The sequence below is a fragment of the Acidovorax sp. SRB_14 genome (assembly GCF_012932145.1).
GTDB lineage: Bacteria > Pseudomonadota > Gammaproteobacteria > Burkholderiales > Burkholderiaceae_C > Simplicispira.
On record NZ_MWOK01000005.1, the window covers coordinates 137771 to 154926 of the forward strand.

19 protein-coding genes are annotated in these 17156 nt (G+C 68.8%); 13 read left to right on the forward strand and 6 right to left on the reverse strand.

Annotation, left to right across the window (positions count from 1 at the left end):
- Positions 1–15: 15 nt before the first annotated feature.
- From B2J86_RS05895 to B2J86_RS05905, 3 genes are all read right to left on the reverse strand, one after another.
- Positions 16–966 carry a homoserine kinase gene (locus B2J86_RS05895; RefSeq protein WP_169170576.1) on the reverse strand — a complete coding sequence of 317 codons (951 nt, stop codon included), beginning with the start codon at positions 964–966 and terminating at the stop codon, positions 16–18.
- A gap of 115 nt (positions 967–1081) precedes the next feature.
- Positions 1082–1435 (reverse strand): hypothetical protein, encoded by a 354-nt coding sequence (locus B2J86_RS05900; RefSeq protein WP_169170577.1) that lies wholly within the window; start codon positions 1433–1435, stop codon positions 1082–1084.
- On the reverse strand, positions 1353–2687 hold the full coding sequence (locus B2J86_RS05905; RefSeq protein WP_216842306.1) for a serine hydrolase: 1335 nt from the start codon (positions 2685–2687) through the stop codon (positions 1353–1355). Before B2J86_RS05905 ends, B2J86_RS05900 begins: the two co-directional genes overlap by 83 nt.
- A gap of 137 nt (positions 2688–2824) precedes the next feature.
- Between B2J86_RS05905 and polA the strand changes: the two genes are divergently transcribed.
- The 7 genes from polA (at position 2825) to B2J86_RS05940 (ending at position 9518) form a co-directional block, all read left to right on the forward strand.
- Positions 2825–5635 (forward strand): DNA polymerase I, encoded by a 2811-nt coding sequence (gene polA, locus B2J86_RS05910; RefSeq protein ID WP_173024950.1) that lies wholly within the window; start codon positions 2825–2827, stop codon positions 5633–5635.
- Positions 5636–5788: 153 nt separating this feature from the next.
- Positions 5789–6514 carry an AzlC family ABC transporter permease gene (locus B2J86_RS05915; protein ID WP_371736196.1) on the forward strand — a complete coding sequence of 242 codons (726 nt, stop codon included), beginning with the start codon at positions 5789–5791 and terminating at the stop codon, positions 6512–6514.
- Complete coding sequence (locus B2J86_RS05920; RefSeq protein WP_173024951.1) at positions 6511–6816, forward strand: AzlD domain-containing protein; 306 nt, start codon at positions 6511–6513, stop codon at positions 6814–6816. The genes B2J86_RS05915 and B2J86_RS05920 overlap by 4 nt, the downstream gene beginning before the upstream one ends.
- A gap of 73 nt (positions 6817–6889) precedes the next feature.
- A complete protein-coding gene (locus tag B2J86_RS05925; protein WP_173024952.1) occupies positions 6890–7282 on the forward strand; it encodes a YkvA family protein in 393 nt (130 codons plus the stop codon).
- 188 nt (positions 7283–7470) lie between these two features.
- Positions 7471–8346: a glutathione-dependent disulfide-bond oxidoreductase gene (yghU, locus tag B2J86_RS05930; protein WP_173024953.1), complete on the forward strand. Its 876-nt coding sequence runs from the start codon at positions 7471–7473 to the stop codon at positions 8344–8346.
- 34 nt (positions 8347–8380) lie between these two features.
- The gene (locus B2J86_RS05935) at positions 8381–9013 is read left to right on the forward strand and encodes a glutathione S-transferase family protein (protein WP_173024954.1); all 633 of its coding nucleotides are present in this window, start codon (positions 8381–8383) and stop codon (positions 9011–9013) included.
- 4 nt (positions 9014–9017) lie between these two features.
- Positions 9018–9518: a flavodoxin family protein gene (locus B2J86_RS05940; protein ID WP_173024955.1), complete on the forward strand. Its 501-nt coding sequence runs from the start codon at positions 9018–9020 to the stop codon at positions 9516–9518.
- 143 nt (positions 9519–9661) lie between these two features.
- Here B2J86_RS05940 and B2J86_RS05945 read toward each other — a convergent pair whose 3' ends face one another.
- Positions 9662–10552 carry an NAD-dependent epimerase/dehydratase family protein gene (locus B2J86_RS05945; RefSeq protein WP_173024956.1) on the reverse strand — a complete coding sequence of 297 codons (891 nt, stop codon included), beginning with the start codon at positions 10550–10552 and terminating at the stop codon, positions 9662–9664.
- Positions 10553–10734: 182 nt separating this feature from the next.
- Here B2J86_RS05945 and B2J86_RS05950 point away from each other — a divergent pair, with 182 nt between their 5' ends.
- Together B2J86_RS05950 and B2J86_RS05955 are read left to right on the forward strand one after the other, a co-directional pair.
- Positions 10735–11631, forward strand: a complete 897-nt coding sequence (locus tag B2J86_RS05950) for a dienelactone hydrolase family protein (RefSeq protein ID WP_173024957.1) — start codon at positions 10735–10737, stop codon at positions 11629–11631.
- 240 nt (positions 11632–11871) lie between these two features.
- Positions 11872–12708, forward strand: coding sequence for a ZIP family metal transporter (locus B2J86_RS05955; protein WP_173024958.1), 837 nt, complete (start codon positions 11872–11874; stop codon positions 12706–12708).
- Between the two features lie 15 nt (positions 12709–12723).
- On the opposite strand, the gene B2J86_RS05960 is transcribed toward B2J86_RS05955, so the two are convergent.
- Positions 12724–13515 (reverse strand): SAM-dependent methyltransferase, encoded by a 792-nt coding sequence (locus B2J86_RS05960; protein WP_173024959.1) that lies wholly within the window; start codon positions 13513–13515, stop codon positions 12724–12726.
- Positions 13512–14111 carry a Maf family nucleotide pyrophosphatase gene (locus tag B2J86_RS05965; RefSeq protein WP_173024960.1) on the reverse strand — a complete coding sequence of 200 codons (600 nt, stop codon included), beginning with the start codon at positions 14109–14111 and terminating at the stop codon, positions 13512–13514. The genes B2J86_RS05960 and B2J86_RS05965 overlap by 4 nt, the downstream gene beginning before the upstream one ends.
- A gap of 25 nt (positions 14112–14136) precedes the next feature.
- Here B2J86_RS05965 and B2J86_RS05970 point away from each other — a divergent pair, with 25 nt between their 5' ends.
- The 4 genes from B2J86_RS05970 to B2J86_RS05985 all read left to right on the forward strand — a co-directional run bounded on the left by B2J86_RS05970 (position 14137) and on the right by B2J86_RS05985 (position 17120).
- Complete coding sequence (locus B2J86_RS05970) at positions 14137–14688, forward strand: DUF177 domain-containing protein (protein WP_173024961.1); 552 nt, start codon at positions 14137–14139, stop codon at positions 14686–14688.
- A 103-nt stretch (positions 14689–14791) separates the two neighbouring features.
- The gene (gene rpmF, locus B2J86_RS05975) at positions 14792–14974 is read left to right on the forward strand and encodes a 50S ribosomal protein L32 (RefSeq protein WP_169169019.1); all 183 of its coding nucleotides are present in this window, start codon (positions 14792–14794) and stop codon (positions 14972–14974) included.
- A 116-nt stretch (positions 14975–15090) separates the two neighbouring features.
- Positions 15091–16143, forward strand: coding sequence for a phosphate acyltransferase PlsX (gene plsX, locus B2J86_RS05980; protein ID WP_169169020.1), 1053 nt, complete (start codon positions 15091–15093; stop codon positions 16141–16143).
- Complete coding sequence (locus B2J86_RS05985; protein WP_173024962.1) at positions 16143–17120, forward strand: beta-ketoacyl-ACP synthase III; 978 nt, start codon at positions 16143–16145, stop codon at positions 17118–17120. The genes plsX and B2J86_RS05985 overlap by 1 nt, the downstream gene beginning before the upstream one ends.
- Positions 17121–17156 lie beyond the last annotated feature (36 nt).

The following is a 17156-nucleotide window of genomic DNA, read 5'->3' on the forward strand; positions in this document are numbered from 1 at the left end:
AGGGGCGCCGGCGGCTCAGGCCTGGGGCGGGTGCGCAACGCGCTGGCGCAGAACGCGCTCGAAGTGGCCGGGGTCGTGCGGCGTGAGCATGGATGCCTCGCGCGGCAGGTGGTAGTCCCACAGGCGCGAGATCCAGAAGCGCAGTGCCCCGGCGCGCAGCAGCGCCGGCAGCAGGCTGCGCTCGGCCGCCGTGAGGGGGCGCACGGCCTGGTAGGCGTGCAGCATGGCGTCAAAGCGCGCGGCGTCGTGCGCGCCGTCTTCCAGGTCGATGCACCAGTCGTTCAGGCACACGGCCAGGTCGAACAGGAAGGTGTCGACGCCGGCAAAGTAGAAGTCGAAGAAGCCAGTGAGCGTCTCGCCCTCGAACATCACGTTGTCGCGGAACAGGTCGGCGTGCACCGGCCCGCGCGGCAGCGCGGCATAGGCCGACGAGGCCGCGATGTGGTTCTGGTAGGCCAGTTCGGCGCGCAGCAGCGCCGCTTGCTCAGGGCTGGCGTGCGGCAGCACCACGGGCACGGTCTCGTTCCACCACGGCAGGCCGCGCAGGTTCGGCTGCTGGCGCTCGAAGCTGCGCCCCGCCAAGTGCATGCGTGCCAGCATGTCGCCCACGGCGGTGCAGTGCACCGCGCCGGGCGCGAGCTGGCTGTGGCCGCGCAGCCGGTTGACCACGGCGGCGGGCTTGCCGCACACGCTGTGCAGGATGCTGCCGTGCTTGTCGGGCTGCGGGTCGGGCACGGGAATGCCGGCGTGCGCCAGATGCCGCATCAGGTGCAGGTAGAACGGCAGCTGCTCGGCCGTGAGGCGCTCGAACAGCGTGAGCACGAACTCGCCCTGCTCGCAGGTGACGAAATAGTTGGTGTTCTCTATGCCGCCTTCGATGCCGCGCAGCTTGTGCAGCTCGCCCAGTTGCAAACGGCGCAGCAACTCGCGCGCCTCTTTCAGGGAGACTTTGGTGAATACGGCCATCGCTCAGGACAAAACGGAAATAGGGCTGGAAGAGAGGACGCATACCAGGGTGGCCGCGAAGCGGTGCGGGCGCCGCTGCACGCGGCGGCGGGATGCGCCAAATGGGGGACGCGCGTCAGAACTTCTTGAGGTTCCACACGCGCGAACCGGTGTCGGTTTCTGCGCCATTGCGGGGGCGGTTGCGCACGCCATCCGACGGTTGGACCTCGTACTCGGGCATATTGCCCACCTTGGGCTGCACCTTGATGCTCTGGGTCTGGCCGCCAATGCGCAGCTCATCGACGCGGCTGCCCCCGTCTTCGACATGGATGCGCTCGGTGCGCTGGTTCAGGCGGTCGGATTTTTGCTCTTTGTTTGATAGCTGTTCACGCTCGCTGGCATTGGGCTCAGCAGGTTTTTGGCTGGTATTCTGGGCCAGGACAGGGCCGCTGGCCAGGGCCAGCAGCAAAAGGAGTGGTAGAGCGCGCATGGCGCGATTGTAGGTCGCGCGCGGCGGCGGGAACAGGGGCGGCGGCGGGCGCGGCCACCGCCTCGCCGTCCACCGCCTGCTGCACCGCCCGGTAGAACGCCTCGCGCGCTGCGCTGGCCACGGGGTCCCGCGCGCCGCCTGCCCAGTTGGCGTTGGAGGCGATGACGATCCTGCGCCGGGGATCGATGAAGATGCCCTGGCCGAAAATGCCGCGCGCCGCGAAGCTGCCGTCGTCATAGGTCCACCACTGGTAGCCATAGCCGCGCCCGCTCTGGCCGATGGCGGTGCGCGCCGTGGTGGCCTCGCGCAGCCAGCTTTCGGGCACGACGCTGTGGCCGTTGGCGAGGGCGCCTTCCAGGATGAACTGCCCAAAGCGCGCGAAGTCCCGCGCCGCGGCCTGGATGCAGCAGCCGCTGATCTCCTGCCCGGTCTTGCTGAGCAGCCAGGTGGCCTGCTGCTCCATGCCGGCGGGGCCCCAGACCTTTTCCTGCAGGTACTGCGACAGGGGCTTGCCAGTGGCCTGGCCCACGAGGATGCCCACGAGGTTGGTCTCTCCCGTGCTGTAGAGCCAGCGCGTGCCCGCGGGCACGTCGCGTGGCAGACGGCGCATATAGCTCACGAGCGCATCCACGCCCGGCTCGGGCTGGTGGTTGTTGAACCGCGCCACGTCGGAGTTGGCGTCGCTGTAGTCCTCGTTCCAGCGGACGCCAGACGTCATGGTCAGCAGCTGGCGGATGCTCACGGCGTCGTAGGCCGAGCCCCGCATCTGCGGGATGTAGTCGCTGACCTTGTCGTCCATGCTCCGGATGTGGCCGTCGCGCAGGGCGGCGCCCACCAGCGTGGACGTCATGGACTTGGCCACCGAAAAGCTCGTCCAGCGCCCGCCACTGCCGAAGTCCAGACCGTAGCGCTCCAGGCGCAGCTTGCCGTCGTGCAGCACCAGCAACGCCGCGCTGCGCTGGCCGGCCAGGTAGGCATCGATGTCCAGCGCCAACGGCAGCGGCGGACCCGGCGGCAGCGGCCGGGGCGTGCCGCTGGCCGCGATGGCATGCGATCGGGCCAGGACGGGCAGCCGGTCGAGCGCGCGGAAGGCGGCGTCGCGCTGCGGCTGGCTCCAGAACAGCAGGTCGCGGTTCGTCGGCAGGGCCTTGAGCAGGCCGCGCGTCTCCGGGTCGAGGCCGAGCCAGCCGGCCGTGCCGATGGCGGCCAGGGCCAGCAGCGCCCCGAGGGCAATCTTCTGGATGGGCTTCAAGGCGGGACTCCTCAGGTGGCGGTGGAACACGGAGCCGCCATTGTGGGCCGAACCATAGCAATTGGATGGGCTCCGGGCCTGGCACACCGGGGCTTTCAGGGAAGGCTTGCGCGCCCGTTCGTGTGCACAATCGCCGCATGACCGACAAAAAAACCCTGGTGCTGGTCGACGGCTCCAGCTACCTCTACCGTGCCTACCACGCCATGCCCGATCTGCGCGCCGTGCCCGGCGACCCGCACAGCGCCGCCACGGGCGCCATCCGCGGCATGATCAACATGATGGGGGCGCTGCGCAAGGAGGTGCACGCCGACTATGCCGCCTGCATTTTCGACGCCTCCGGCCCCACGTTCCGCGACGACCTCTACCCCGACTACAAGGCCCAGCGCGCGCCCATGCCCGACGACCTGCGCGCGCAGATCGCGCCCATCCACGACGTGGTGCGCATGCTTGGCTGGACGGTGCTGGCCATCCCTGGCGTGGAGGCCGACGACGTGATCGGCACGCTGGCCGTCACGGCCGCGCGCCAGGGCATCCAGGTGGTCATCTCCAGCGGCGACAAGGACCTGAGCCAGCTGGTGGACGCGCACATCACCGTTATCGACACCATGAACGGCAAGAAGCGCGACGTGGCCGGCGTGACGGCCGAATTCGGCGTGCCGCCGTCGCAGATGGTCGAGTTCCAGATGCTGGTGGGCGATGCCGTGGACAACGTGCCCGGCGTGCCCAAGGTGGGGCCTAAGACGGCGGCCAAGTGGCTCAATGAATACGGCTCGCTCGATGCGCTGCTGGCGCGCGCCCATGAGATCAAGGGCGTGGCCGGCGAGAACCTGCGCGGCGCGTTGGGCTGGCTGCCCACGGCGCGCCAGCTCGTCACCATCAAGACCGACTGCGACCTCGACGGCCATGTGCCCGGCCTGCCGGCGATCGACGCCATCGCTGTCGGCGCAGAGCAGAAGGACGCTTTGCGCGGCTTTTATGAACAGTACGGCTTCAAGGGCCTGGCGCGCGCGCTCGGCGCGGCCGATGCCGCCAATGGCAGCGCCGCCGCCGCGCCTCCGGTGGGCAAGAAAAAAGACGATGGCGGCACCGTCGACCTGTTCGCCGACCCGGCCGCCACGGCGATTGCCGAGGCCGCGCAGCACCGCGACGTGGCCTACGACACGGTGCTGACCTGGGAGGCTTTCGACCGCTGGCTGGCCGGCGCCCAGGCGGCCGACTTGGTGGCCATCGACACCGAGACCACCTCGCTCGACGAGATGCGCGCCCAGATCGTCGGCATCTCGCTGAGCGTGCAGCCGAACGAGGCCGCCTACATTCCGCTCGCCCACGCCGGCCCCGACGTGCCCGAGCAGCTGCCGCTCGCCGACGTGCTGGCCAAGCTCCAGCCCTGGCTTGAAGACGCCAGCCGCGCCAAGCTGGGCCAGCACGTCAAGTACGACCGCCATGTGTTCGCCAACCACGGCATCGACGTGCGCGGCTACGCACACGACACCATGCTGCAAAGCTACGTGCTCGAAGTGCACAAGCCGCACGGCCTGGCCAGCCTGGCCCAGCGCCACACCGGGCGCAGCGGGCTGAGCTACGAGGACCTGTGCGGCAAGGGCGCGCACCAGATCCCGTTTGCGCAGGTGGCGGTGGACAAGGCCGCCGCCTATTCGTGCGAGGACTCGGACCAGACGCTCGACGTGCACCGCGTGCTGTGGCCGCAGCTGCAGGCCGACGCGAAGCTGCGCGGCATCTACGAGCTGGAAATGGCCAGCAGCGAGGCGCTGTTCCGCATCGAGCGCAACGGCGTGCTGATCGACGCGGCCACGCTGGCCGCGCAAAGCCACGAGCTGGGCCAGCGCATCGTGCAGCTCGAAGCCGAGGCCTACGAGATTGCCGGCCAGCCGTTCAACCTGTCGAGCCCCAAGCAACTGGGCGAGATCTTTTTCGACAAGCTGGGCATGCCGGTGGTCAAGAAGACCGCCACCGGCGCGCGCAGCACCGACGAGGAAGTGCTCGAAAAGCTCGCGCTCGACTTTCCGCTGCCGGCCAAGCTGCTCGAGCACCGCAGCCTGTGCAAGCTCAAGGGCACCTACACCGACAAGCTGGCGCAGCTCGCCCACCCGCGCACCGGCCGCGTGCACACGCACTACGCCCAGGCCGTGGCCGTGACCGGGCGTCTGTCGAGCAACGAGCCGAACCTGCAGAACATCCCCATCCGCACGCCCGAGGGCCGGCGCATCCGCGCCGCGTTCGTGGCGCCGCCGGGCCGCGTGATCGCCAGCGCCGACTACTCGCAGGTCGAGCTGCGCATCATGGCGCACCTGAGCGGCGACGAGGCGCTGCTGCACGCCTTCCGCGAAGGCCTGGACGTGCACCGCGCGACCGCCGCCGAGGTGTTCGGCGTCGCGCTCGACGAGGTGTCGAGCGAGCAGCGCCGCTATGCCAAGGTCATCAACTTCGGCCTGATCTACGGCATGAGCAGCTTTGGCCTGGCCAAGAACCTCGGCATCGAGACCAAGGCCGCGGCCGCCTACATCGACCGCTACTTCCAGCGCTACCCCGGCGTCAAGCGCTACATGGACGAGACCAAGGCCCAGGCCAAGGCGCAGGGCTATGTCGAGACGGTGCTGGGCCGGCGCCTGTACCTGCCCGAGATCAACTCGCCCAACGGCCCGCGCCGCAGCGGCGCCGAGCGCGCGGCCATCAACGCGCCCATGCAGGGCACGGCCGCCGACCTCATCAAGTTGGCCATGGTGGCGGTGCAGGAAGAACTCGATGCGCACAAGCCCGAGGTGCTGATGGTGCTGCAGGTGCACGACGAACTGGTGTTCGAGCTGCCCGAGGGCGACGTCGACTGGCTGCGCAGCCACATCCCGCGCCTGATGGCCGGCGTGGCGCAGCTCAAGGTGCCGCTGCTGGCCGAGGTCGGCGTGGGGCCGAACTGGGACCAGGCGCACTGAAGGCGGTGCTCCTGAATCGAGAGCGAATGGCGCTCGTCACACCTGGTTTTTAGTGCTTTTTTGCCATGAAATGCAGGGCCTGCAAGCGTTGCCAGCTATCAAAAAATGACTTCTCCGCATTCCCGCCCACGCCCGCGTAGGCCGCTGCGCGCCGTGGCCTTGACCCCCGCCGTGCGCATGGGCCTGTCGATTTCCGTCGCCACCGGGCTCTACGGCATCTCGTTCGGCGCGCTCGCGGTGGCAGCCGGCCTCACGGTGGGGCAGGCCATGGCGCTGAGTTTGCTGATGTTCACCGGGGGCTCGCAGTTCGCCTTCATCGGCGTGATCGCCGGCGGCGGTGCGGGCTCGGCCGCGCTCGGTGCCGCCGCGCTGCTGGGCGTGCGCAACGCGGTCTACGGCATGCAGATGAACCGCATGCTCGCGCCCACCGGCTGGCGCAAGGCCGTGGCCGCGCAACTGACCATCGACGAATCCGCCGCCACCGCTTCGGGCCAGACCGCGCCGGACGAACAGCTGCGCGGCTTCTGGACGGCCGGCGTGGGCGTCTTCCTGCTCTGGAACCTGTTCACGTTGCTCGGCGCCATGCTGGGCGACGCGCTGGGCGACCCGCGCCGCTGGGGGCTCGACGGCGCCGCCGTGGCCGCGTTCCTCGGCCTGCTCTGGCCGCGCCTCGCGCAGCGCGAGCCCGTGGCGCTGGCCGTCGTCTGCGGTGTGGCCACCGCCCTGGCCGTGCCGCTGGTGCCGCCCGGCCTGCCCATCCTGCTGGCCGCCGGGGTCGGCGCCGCCTGGGGCTGGTGGGTGCGCAGCCCGGATGCCCCCGCGCAAGCGCCCGCCCAGGCGGCTTCTGCCGCCTCGGCAGACGGGGAGGGCGCGCCATGACGCTGTGGAGCGCGATCCTGCTGGCCTGCGCCGCCACCTACCTGACCAAGTGGGCCGGCTACGCCGTCCCCGCCCGCTGGCTGCAGAACCCGCGCATGGCCCGCGTGGCCGGCGCCATCACGGTGGCGCTGCTGTCGGCGCTGACGGTGATGAACACCTTTGCCTCGGGGACGGCCCTGGTGCTCGATGCGCGGCTGGCGGCGTTGGCTGCAGCGGCGCTGGCCTTGTGGCTGCAGCTGCCGTTTCTGCTGGTGGTGGTGCTGGGCGCGGCGGCGGCGGGACTGGTGCGGTGGTGGGGATGAGGCGGCCGGCGGGACCGGATGCGGCCACCTCCGCAATCCACCAAGACGGTATCCGGCGTCCAACGCAGTTCCCATGCGCACCCGCGACCATTTGAAAGCTTGGGCCAGGCGGGTCAAACGCGACGGCGTCACGCTGTGGTTTGCCGGCAGGCATCCCCAAACGCCCTGGTATGCCAAGGCCCTGGGGGTGTTCGTGGTGGCGTATGCGCTCAGCCCGATCGATCTGATTCCCGACTTCATCCCCGTGCTCGGCTATGTCGACGATGTTCTGCTGCTCCCGGGCCTCATCTGGCTGACCATCCGGCTCTTGCCGCTGGAAGTCCTCGCGGAATGCCGCGCCCAAGCAGACGCGTGGATGCAGGCGAAAGGCGCCAAGCCCCGCAGCCGGGTCGGCGCGGTCCTCATCGTGGCGCTGTGGCTGGCCGCAGGCGCTGCGGCGTGGTATTGGCTGAGACCGCGTCCCTAGGCCGCTCACGTTGGGCGCCCCGCCGGCCGCCTTGCATCGCAAGGTGTCCCCTGCTCCAGGGCTTGGCCAGACCGCACAGGAGGCGTTTCGCTGCCGCAGACGCAGATAAGAAGCGGCGTCGGTACACTCATTCCGCATGTGGCCGCACGGCCACCGCCTCCACCCGCTGTGCCCTGAGGAGTCCCTGCATGACCGATCCGTCCGACTACACCCCACCCGCCATCTGGCACTGGAACAAAGACAACGGCGGCAAGTTCGCCAGCATCAACCGCCCCGTCGCCGGCGCCACGCACGACAAGGAGCTGCCCGTGGGCCGCCACCCGCTGCAGCTGTATTCGCTCGCCACACCCAACGGCGTCAAGGTCACGGTGATGCTCGAAGAACTGCTGGCGCTCGGCCACAGCGGTGCCGAGTACGACGCCTGGCTGATTCCGATCGGCGAGGGCGCGCAGTTCGGCAGCGGTTTCGTCGCGGTCAACCCGAACTCGAAGATTCCGGCCCTGATGGACCGCAGCGGGCCCGAGCCGGTGCGGGTGTTCGAGTCGGGCGCGATCCTGCTGTACCTGGCCGAGAAGTTCGGCGCGTTTGTGCCGGCGAGTGGCGCCGAGCGGGCCGAGTGCCTCTCGTGGCTGTTCTGGCAGATGGGCAGCGGGCCGTTTCTCGGCGGAGGCTTCGGGCATTTCTATGCGTACGCGCCGACCAAGATCGAGTACGCGATCGACCGCTATGCGATGGAGGTCAAGCGCCAGATGGACGTGCTCAACCAGCGCCTGGCCGCGCACGAGTTTGTGGCGGGCGACGCCTACACGGTGGCCGACATGGCGATCTGGCCGTGGTACGGCGCCCTGGCCAAGGGCCAACTCTACGAAGCAGGCGAATTTTTGCAGGTGCACGAGTACACCCACGTCGTGCGCTGGGCCGACCAGATCGCCCAGCGCCCGGCCGTGCAGCGTGGCCGCAAGGTCAACCGCACCTGGGGCGAGCCCGCCAGCCAGCTGCACGAGCGCCACCACGCGAGCGACTTCGACACCCAGACGCAGGACAAGCTCGCAGCGTCTTCTTGACCGTTTGTCCTTCCCCCGTTGCAAAGGCCTGCCCATGATCACCCTGTACGACTGCGCCACGGCGCCCAGCCCACGCCGGGCGCGCATTTTTCTGGCCGAGAAGGGCGTGGCCTACGACACCGTGCCGGTGGACCTGCGCAGTGGCGAGCAGCTGGGCGAGGCCTACCGGCGCATCAACCCGCAGTGCACGGTGCCCGCTTTGCGCACCGAGGAAGGCTCGCTGTTGACCGACAACGCGGCGATTGCCGCGTACCTCGAAGCGCGCTTTCCCGAACCGCCGCTGCTGGGCGAGACGCCCGAGGAAAAGGCCGACATCGCGAGCTGGAACTGGCGCATGGAATTCGAGGGCCTGCTGGCGATTGCCGAGGCGCTGCGCAACAGCGCGCCCGCCATGGCCAACCGCGCGCTGACGGGCACGGTGGACTACGCGCAGATTCCGCAGCTCGCCGAGCGCGGCCTGGCCCGGGCCGCGCAGTTCTTCGCCATGCTGAACGAGCGCCTGGCGGGCCGCGACTTCGTTGCCGCGGGCCGCTTCAGCGTGGCCGACATCACGGCCGTGGTGGCGGTGGACTTTGCGCGCGTGGTCAAGCTCAAGCCCGGCGAACAGCACCCGCACCTGCTACGCTGGCGCGCGGCCATGGCTGCCCGCCCGTCGATGGCGCTGTAGCCCCATGGGCGCGCTCAAGGCGCTGCTGATCGTCTACCACTCGATGACCGGCGGCACGAGGCAGATGGCCGAAGCGGCGCGCGCCGGCGCCGCAGCGGAAGCGGGCTGCGTGGTGCGGCTGCTGCATGCCGCGCAGGCGGGGCCGCAGGACGTGCTGGCGGCGGACGGCATGGTCTTCGCCACGCCCGAGAATCTGGCGGCGATGAGCGGGCAGCTCAAGGACTTTTTCGACCGGAGCTACTACGCCGTGCTTGACCAGGTCAACGGCCGCCCGTATGCCAGCCTGGTGTGTGCGGGCAGCGACGGCAGCAACGCGGCGCGGCAGATCGAGCGCATCGCCACCGGCTGGCGCCTCCGGAGCGTGGCCGAGCCGCTGATCGTGTGCACCCACGCCCAGACACCCGAGGCGATCCTGGCGCCCAAGCAGATCGGTGCCGAAGACCTGGAACGCTGCCGGGCGCTGGGGGCGGCGCTGGCGGCAGGGCTGGTGCTCGGGGTGTTCTAGTGTGCTATCGATTAGATAGCTTCTTGCGCTGGCGTGGCAAGCGTTTGGGGCTTGTTTGATTCAAAATCTCCGGGGTGCGCTGTGCGCCGCGCGCCGCGCGCCGCGGGTGCCGCCAGCCCAGGGGCCACTCCCGCGGTGCGGGCTCAGCGCCAGGCGGTCGCCACCAGCTGGCTGTAATGCACGCCCGGGCGCCCCAGCAGCCGCTCGAACACCGCCGGATGGCCCACGTTGTCGCTGCCCAGCATCGCCAGGGTCTCGCTGCACCAGGGGGACTGCGGCACCGCGTCGCCCAAACGCGCGCTCAGTTCCGTCAGGGGCTGGGACAGGCGCAGCACCATGGCCGGCGGGTGGCCCAGTTGCTGGCGCAGGCTGGCAATGAAGGCGCCCATGGTCAGCGGCTCGGGGCCGGTGCATTCAATGGTGCCGACCTGTTCCATGGCGGGGCCGAGCAGGGCGACCACGGCGGCGGCCAGGTCGTGCACCGACACCGGCTGCACGCGCGCGTCCAGCACCGCACCGGGAAACAGCGCCACCGGCAGGCGCGCCAGGTTCATGAACAGCGCGCTGCTGTCGCCGCCTTTGCCGAACACCACGCTGGGCCGCAGGATGGCCGGGCGCAGGCGGTTCTGCGCTGCCAGGCCTTTCAAATGCGCCTCGGCGGCCAGCTTGGTCTGGGCGTAGCGTGTGCTGCTGCCTTCAATGCCCAGTGCGGATATTTGCACGATGCGCTGCACGCCCGCCTCGGCGCAGGCGTCGAACAGCGCGATCGGGGCGTCGCGGTGCACCGCGTCGATAGGGCGCTCGCGTGTGTCGCGCAGCACGCCGACGGCGTTGACCACGGCGTCCATGCCCGCCAGGCGCGGCAGCCAGGCGGCGGCCGTGGTGTCGTGCACAAAGTCCGTCGGCACCTGGCCGGGTTGGAGCGTGCTGCGGCGCGGCGAGACGCCGCCGTGCACGCTGTGCCCCGCGCGCTCCAGCGCCGCTTGCAGGGTGTGGCCGATGAAGCCGGTCGAGCCGGTGAGCAGGATGCGCATGGTGTTCCCCAGACAGGAGGCGTGAACCCGCACGATATCGCGGTTTGGGCGGCAGTGGGGGCGCAAGGGAGACCGCCGCGCGTTGGCGTGCGGCGCGATCCGTGTTGGCGCAATTGCGCTCGACCCCTAGACTGGCGCGTCCATGTTCCGCGCCCACGCGCTTTTTTTCAGGAGACCCAGCTATGCCGTTTGACGACCTCCGCGCCGATGTCCATTCCCTGCTGCCGGGCCGCATCACCGAAGCCGGCGCCACCCGGCGCACCGCGCTGCAGGCCGCGCTGGGCCTGGGTTATGCCGCCGCCGCCGCGCCGCTGATGGCGCAAACGGCGATCGTCACGCCCGCGGACGGGCTGGACGCGGGCACCGTGCACTACGAGGTCAACGGTTTCAAGGTGCCTGCCTACCGCGCGGCGCCGGCCGGCAAGACCGGCCTGCCGGTGGTGCTGGTGGTGCAGGAAATCTTTGGCGTGCACACCTACATCGCCGATGTCTGCCGCCGCCTGGCGCGGGCCGGCTACCTGGCGATTGCGCCCGAGCTTTATGCGCGCCAAGGCGATCCGGCCCAATACAGCGACATCGCCAAGCTGATGGCCGAGGTGGTGTCCAAGGTGCCGGACGCCCAGGTCATGGCCGACCTGGACGGTGCCGTGCAGTGGGCCACGGCGCATGGCGGCGACGCGGCGCGCGTCGGCATTACGGGCTTTTGCTGGGGCGGGCGCATCGCCTGGCTGTATGCGGCGCACGGCCCCGTCAAGGCGGCCGTGGCATGGTACGGGCGCCTGGTGGGCAGCCCGAGCGCGGTCACGCCCAAGCACCCGGTGGAGATCGCACCCATTCTCAAGGCGCCGGTGCTGGGGCTCTATGGCGGGCAGGATGGCGGCATCCCCCTTGACACGGTTGATAAGATGAAAGCCGATTTGGTCCAGGGCTCTGCCGCCGCCAAGGCGTCCGAGTTCGTGGTCTACCCCGAGGCCTCGCATGCCTTTCACGCGGACTACCGCCCCAGCTACCGCCCGGGACCGGCCGAGGATGGGTGGAAGCGGGCGCTGGCCTGGTTCAAAACGCATGGCGTCGCATGACGGGCCGGCGCTCTTTCTGCACCGCGCTGCGCGGCGGCCGCGCCTGGCGCGTGGGATGATGCCGCCGCATTGACATGCGCCGCGCAAGCGCGGTGCAGGCACAGGCTGCAACGACACAGCCGCCCCGCCAAGGCAGGGCGGCTTTTTTGGTGCCGATGGGATCGGCGCGGCAGATGGCGGCAGGGTATTGATTTTCAATAAAAAAGGCCTCTAGGCCATACAGGGTAAGCGCGTAAAGCTATGACATTAATAGCAATCATTTTGGCCACTCTGGCCGCGGGCATTGGCAGTGTGTGGCTGGCCGCATGGCTTTTGCGGGCCGGGCTGGCGGGCGGCTCCAGCAACGTCGGGCCGCAGCATCTGCTGAGCCTGGCGGCGGGTGCGTTGCTGGCCACGGCCTTCATGCACCTGCTGCCCGAGGCGTTTGAAAGCCAGGCCGGGGCGCAAGACCTGTTTGCCACCTTGCTGGTCGGCGTGGTGTTCTTTTTTCTGCTCGAAAAGGCCGAGCTGTGGCACCACGGGCATGAGCACGGGCATGGGCACGGCGATGCGCAGCCGGGCCACGATCACGGCCATGGGTATGGCCATGCGCACGGCCACCGCCATGAGGGCGGCGGCGCCGTGCGCCTGGGCGGCTGGACGGTGCTGACCGGCGACAGCGTGCACTGCTTTGGCGATGGCGTGCTGATTGCCTCGGCCTTTGTGGCCGACATCCGGCTCGGGCTGATTGCCGCCGCGTCGGTGCTGGCGCACGAGGTGCCGCACCACATGGGCGACCTCGTGGTGCTGCTGCAAAGCAGCGCCAACCGCCGCGTGGCACTGGTCAAGGTGTCGCTGGCCGGTGCGGTGACCGCACTGGGCGGCCTGTCCGGCTACTTCTTGCTGGAGCGGCTGCACGACTGGCTGCCGTACTTTCTGGTGGTGGCGTCGAGCAGTTTTATCTATGTCGCGCTGGCCGATTTGATCCCGCAGCTGCAAAAGCGCCTGTCGGTGCGCGAAACCGCCCTGCAGGTGGCGATGCTCGTGGCGGGCATGGGCGTGGTGACGCTGGTCAGCCACCTGGGGCACGGCCACTGAGCGGCCGCAGCCGCATCAGCGCCCGATGGCAAACACCGCCGGCGTGTGCTTGTCGGGGCCGCCGGGTTGCTGGCGCCACTGCTGCACGCTTTGGCTGCGCGTGTGGCCGCTGGCCAGCGTCAGGCCGCTGCTGACCGACAGGCGCGTCGCGGGCTGCAGCGTGTGCAGCAGCGCCTGCAGCAGGGCGGCGTTGCGGTAGGGCGTTTCAATGAACAGCTGCGTCTGGCCGCTCTTGAGGGCCAGCGATTCGAGGGCGCGGATGCGCTGGGCGCGTTCGTCGCTGTCCTGCGGCAAATAGCCGACAAAGGCAAAGTTCTGCCCGCCCAGGCCGCTCGCGGCCAGCGCCAGCAGCAGCGACACCGGCCCGACCAGCGGCATGACGGCCATGCCCAGGTCGTGCGCCGCGCGCACCACCGAGCTGCCGGGGTCGGCCACGGCCGGCATGCCGGCCTCGCTGACCAGCCCCATGTCGTGCCCGGCCAGGGCTGCGGCCAGCAGCGGGCGGGCATCGAACACGGCCGCGCCTTTGCCGCCGTGGTCGCCTTTCTTGTGCACTTCGCGTGGCAGCTCGGTGATGGTTTGCTCCTGCAGCGGCAGGGCCAGCGGGTGCACGGCGTCCACGCGCTTGAGGTAGGCGCGCGCGCTCTTGGCGTTCTCGCAGACCCAGTGGGTCAGCCGCGCCGCGGTCGCCAGTGTGGCGTCGGGCAGGCTGTGCTGCAGCGGCATCTGCGTGTCGCAGCCGAAATCGAGCGGCGCGGGCACCAGGTACAGCGTGCCGTGTGCGGCGGTAGGAGCGGTCACGCTCATGGCAGCACCAGCCCGGCGGCGCGCAGCATGCGGCAGGTGCGGATCAGCGGCAGGCCGACCAGCGCGGTGGGGTCGTCGCTGTCGATGGCGTCGAGCAGACTGATGCCCAGGCCTTCGCTCTTGGCGCTGCCGGCGCAGTCGTAGGGCTGCTCGGCGCGCAGGTAGCGTTCCATTTCAGCGTCCGACAGGGCGCGAAAGCGCACGGTAACCGCCGCGAGGTCGACCTGTTCAAAGCCTGTGGCCAGGCACACCACGGCCACGGCGGTTTGGAAGACCACGCTGTGGCCACTCATGAGGCGCAGCTGGGCGAGCGCGCGCTCGTGCGTGTGCGGCTTGCCCAGCGCATGGCCCGCCAGGTCGGCCACCTGGTCGGAACCGATCACGACAGCGCCGGGATGCAACGCCGCCACGGCACGCGCCTTGGCCAGCGCCAGGCGCAGTGCCAGCGCGCGGGGTGCCTCGCCTGGTTGCGGGGTTTCATCGACATCGGGAGCCAAAACGCTGAACGGAAGGCGCAGGCGCTGCAGCAGTTCGCGCCGGTAGGGGGAGGTCGAGCCCAAAACCAGGGGGCGCTGTGGGGAGACGAAATCGTGCATGCCTTGATTCTCTTACACTGCGCGCATGACCAAGGACTACTCACCCGCCCGGCTGGATGTCAAGGCCTTTGCGCAGGCGGGCGCACAGCTGGCTGGACACGATTCCCTGCTCCAATACGAGCGCCTGGCGCAAGAGGCGCAGGGCCTTCACCCCGATTTGCGCGTGGACTGGCAGGCGCGCGGCGAACTGCGGGCGCTGGCCGGCGACAGCAGCGAGTTGTGGCTGCACTTGAAGGTGCAGGCGTCGTTCCCGATGGTGTGCCAACGCTGCCTGACGCCGGTGGACGTGCCCCTGGAGGTCGATCGCTCGTTTCGCTTCGTCGCCGACGAGGCCACCGCCGAAGCGCTGGACGACGACGTCGAGGAAGACCTGCTGGCGCTCAGCCGCGAATTCGATCTGCACGAGCTCATCGAGGACGAGCTGCTGATGGCCTTGCCGGTGGTGCCGCGCCACGACGTGTGCCCCACCGCCGTGCCCATGGCCTCCAGCGAGGACGATTTCGAGGCCGCAAGCGCCGAAAAACCCAATCCGTTCGCGGCCCTGGCGTCACTGCGCGTCGACAAGCCCGGACGCTAAATCAGCTTCGGATATAATTGAAGGCTTCGCGCGAATCCCCTTGTGTCTTTTGAATGGGCTGATCGCGTTTTTACCCACCCCTTTTTCAGACCAGGAGCCGACCATGGCCGTTCAGCAAAACAAAAAATCTCCCTCCAAGCGCGGCATGCACCGCTCGCACAATGCACTGAATGTGCCCGGCATCGCGGTGGAACCCACCACGGGCGAAACCCACCTGCGCCACCACATCAGCCCCAACGGTTTCTACCGTGGCCGCCAGGTGCTGAAGAACAAGGCCGAAGCCTGATTCGTTTCACGAGCTTCGATCGCCGGGGCCCGTTGCTACTGTATATGTAGCACGGGCCTTTGTTTTGTGCGCTGCACTTTCAACTTGGGCCGCGCGAGCGGCCAGACACACCTTCGATGATTACCCTGGCTGTGGATTGCATGGGGGGCGACCACGGCCCCCGCGTCACGCTGGCGGCGTGCCGCCATTTTCTGGAGCGCCATGCCGATGCGCGGCTGCTGCTGGTGGGACTGCCCGAGGCGCTGCAAGGCTTTGTGCACGAGCGCGCCACGCTGGTGCCCGCCAGCGAAGTCGTGGCGATGGACGACCCTGTCGAGGTGGCCCTGCGCCGCAAGAAGAATTCGTCCATGCGCGTGGCCATTGAGCAGGTCAAGAGCGGCGCTGCCAGCGCCGCCGTGTCTGCGGGCAACACCGGCGCCTTGATGGCGATTGCGCGCTACGTGCTCAAGACGCTCGACGGCATCGACCGGCCGGCCATCGCGAGCCAGCTGCCCAACGCCCAGGGCGGCGCCACCACGGTGCTCGACCTGGGGGCCAATGTCGACTGCAGCGCGCAGCACCTGCTGCAGTTCGCCGTCATGGGGTCGGCGCTGGATTCGGTCCTCAAAGGCAAGGAGCAGCCGACCGTCGGTTTGCTCAATATCGGTGAAGAAGCGATCAAAGGCAGCGAAATAATCAAAAAAGCGGGCGATTTGCTGCGTACGGCTGGCAACTCCGGCCTGTTGAATTTTTATGGCAATGTCGAAGGCAACGACATTTTCAAGGGAACGACCGACATCGTGGTCTGTGACGGCTTTGTTGGCAATGTGGCGCTCAAGGCCAGCGAGGGCTTGGCGAGCATGGTGGGCGGATTCCTCAAGCAGGAGTTCTCACGCAATGTGTTCACCAAAATGGCCGCGATCGTTGCCTATCCGGTGCTATCTGCGTTCAAAGACAAGGTAGACCACCGCCGTTACAACGGTGCAGCCTTGCTGGGATTGCGCGGCCTGGTCTTCAAAAGCCATGGGTCTGCCGACGAAGTGGCTTTTGGGACCGCTTTGAACCGCGCGTATGATGCAGCCCGCAACAACCTGCTGGACCGTGTCCGCCACCGCATTGCCAGTGCAGCGCCTTTCTTGCTGCCCGAACATGCGTTTGCAGACAGCGGCGCGGCGCCGGCGCCACATTGATGAAACGCTACTCACGTATTACCGGCACCGGCAGCCACCTGCCGGCACGCCGGGTGACCAATGCCGACCTCGTGGCCGAGATGGCTGCGCGGGGCGTCGAAACCTCCGATGAATGGATAGTCGAGCGCACGGGCATCCGTGCGCGCCATTTCGCCGCGCCCGATGTGGCGTGCAGCGACATGGCCCTGGACGCTTCGCGCCACGCGCTGAAGGCGGCCGGGCTGGAGGCGCAGGACATCGACCTGATCATCGTCGCCACGTCCACGCCTGACATGGTGTTTCCGTCCACCGCCGCTATCCTGCAGCACAAACTGGGCGCCAATGGCTGCCCGGCGTTCGACGTGCAGGCCGTGTGCAGCGGCTTTGTCTATGCGCTGACGGTGGCCGACGCCATGATCCGCGCCGGCACGGCCAGCAGGGCCCTGGTGGTGGGCTCCGAAATCTTCAGCCGCCTGCTGGACTTTGACGACCGCACCACCTGCGTGCTGTTTGGCGACGGCGCCGGTGCCGTGGTGCTGGAAGCCTCGGACGAGCCCGGCATCCTTGCCAGCGACATCCATGCCGACGGCAAGCACGTGGGCATCCTGTGCGTGCCCGGCCATGTCTCGGGCGGCAAGATCACGGGCGATCCGCTGCTCAAGATGGACGGCCAGGCGGTGTTCAAGCTGGCCGTGGGTCTGCTCGAGAGCGCGGCCCGCGCCGCGCTCGACAAGGCCGGCCTGGCCGAGGCCGACATCGACTGGTTGGTGCCGCACCAGGCCAATATCCGCATCATGCAAAGCACGGCGCGCAAGCTCAAGCTGTCCATGGACAAGGTCGTGGTCACGGTAGACCAGCACGGCAACACCTCGGCCGCGTCGATTCCGCTGGCGCTGGACCACGGCGTGCGCTCGGGCCAGGTGTGCAAGGGTGAGACGCTGCTGCTCGAAGGGGTGGGCGGCGGTTTTACCTGGGGTGCCGTGCTCCTGAAGTTGTAGCTTCTAGCGCTTGCCTGGCAAGCGCTAGGGCCTGTT

Excerpts from the sequence above, each read along its gene's own strand:
- B2J86_RS05945 (WP_173024956.1), bottom strand. The coding sequence starts at position 10,552 with ATGCGCATCCTGCTCACCGGCTCGACCGGCTTCATCGGCCACACCCTG.
- B2J86_RS05900 (WP_169170577.1), bottom strand. The coding sequence starts at position 1,435 with ATGCGCGCTCTACCACTCCTTTTGCTGCTGGCCCTGGCCAGCGGCCCT.
- B2J86_RS05950 (WP_173024957.1), top strand. The coding sequence starts at position 10,735 with ATGCCGTTTGACGACCTCCGCGCCGATGTCCATTCCCTGCTGCCGGGC.
- B2J86_RS05895 (WP_169170576.1), bottom strand. The coding sequence starts at position 966 with ATGGCCGTATTCACCAAAGTCTCCCTGAAAGAGGCGCGCGAGTTGCTG.
- B2J86_RS05955 (WP_173024958.1), top strand. The coding sequence starts at position 11,872 with ATGACATTAATAGCAATCATTTTGGCCACTCTGGCCGCGGGCATTGGC.
- B2J86_RS05940 (WP_173024955.1), top strand. The coding sequence starts at position 9,018 with ATGGGCGCGCTCAAGGCGCTGCTGATCGTCTACCACTCGATGACCGGC.
- B2J86_RS05985 (WP_173024962.1), top strand. The coding sequence starts at position 16,143 with ATGAAACGCTACTCACGTATTACCGGCACCGGCAGCCACCTGCCGGCA.
- plsX (WP_169169020.1), top strand. The coding sequence starts at position 15,091 with ATGATTACCCTGGCTGTGGATTGCATGGGGGGCGACCACGGCCCCCGC.
- B2J86_RS05970 (WP_173024961.1), top strand. The coding sequence starts at position 14,137 with ATGACCAAGGACTACTCACCCGCCCGGCTGGATGTCAAGGCCTTTGCG.
- rpmF (WP_169169019.1), top strand. The coding sequence starts at position 14,792 with ATGGCCGTTCAGCAAAACAAAAAATCTCCCTCCAAGCGCGGCATGCAC.
- polA (WP_173024950.1), top strand. The coding sequence starts at position 2,825 with ATGACCGACAAAAAAACCCTGGTGCTGGTCGACGGCTCCAGCTACCTC.
- B2J86_RS05925 (WP_173024952.1), top strand. The coding sequence starts at position 6,890 with ATGCGCACCCGCGACCATTTGAAAGCTTGGGCCAGGCGGGTCAAACGC.
- B2J86_RS05960 (WP_173024959.1), bottom strand. The coding sequence starts at position 13,515 with ATGAGCGTGACCGCTCCTACCGCCGCACACGGCACGCTGTACCTGGTG.
- B2J86_RS05935 (WP_173024954.1), top strand. The coding sequence starts at position 8,381 with ATGATCACCCTGTACGACTGCGCCACGGCGCCCAGCCCACGCCGGGCG.
- B2J86_RS05920 (WP_173024951.1), top strand. The coding sequence starts at position 6,511 with ATGACGCTGTGGAGCGCGATCCTGCTGGCCTGCGCCGCCACCTACCTG.
- yghU (WP_173024953.1), top strand. The coding sequence starts at position 7,471 with ATGACCGATCCGTCCGACTACACCCCACCCGCCATCTGGCACTGGAAC.
- B2J86_RS05965 (WP_173024960.1), bottom strand. The coding sequence starts at position 14,111 with ATGCACGATTTCGTCTCCCCACAGCGCCCCCTGGTTTTGGGCTCGACC.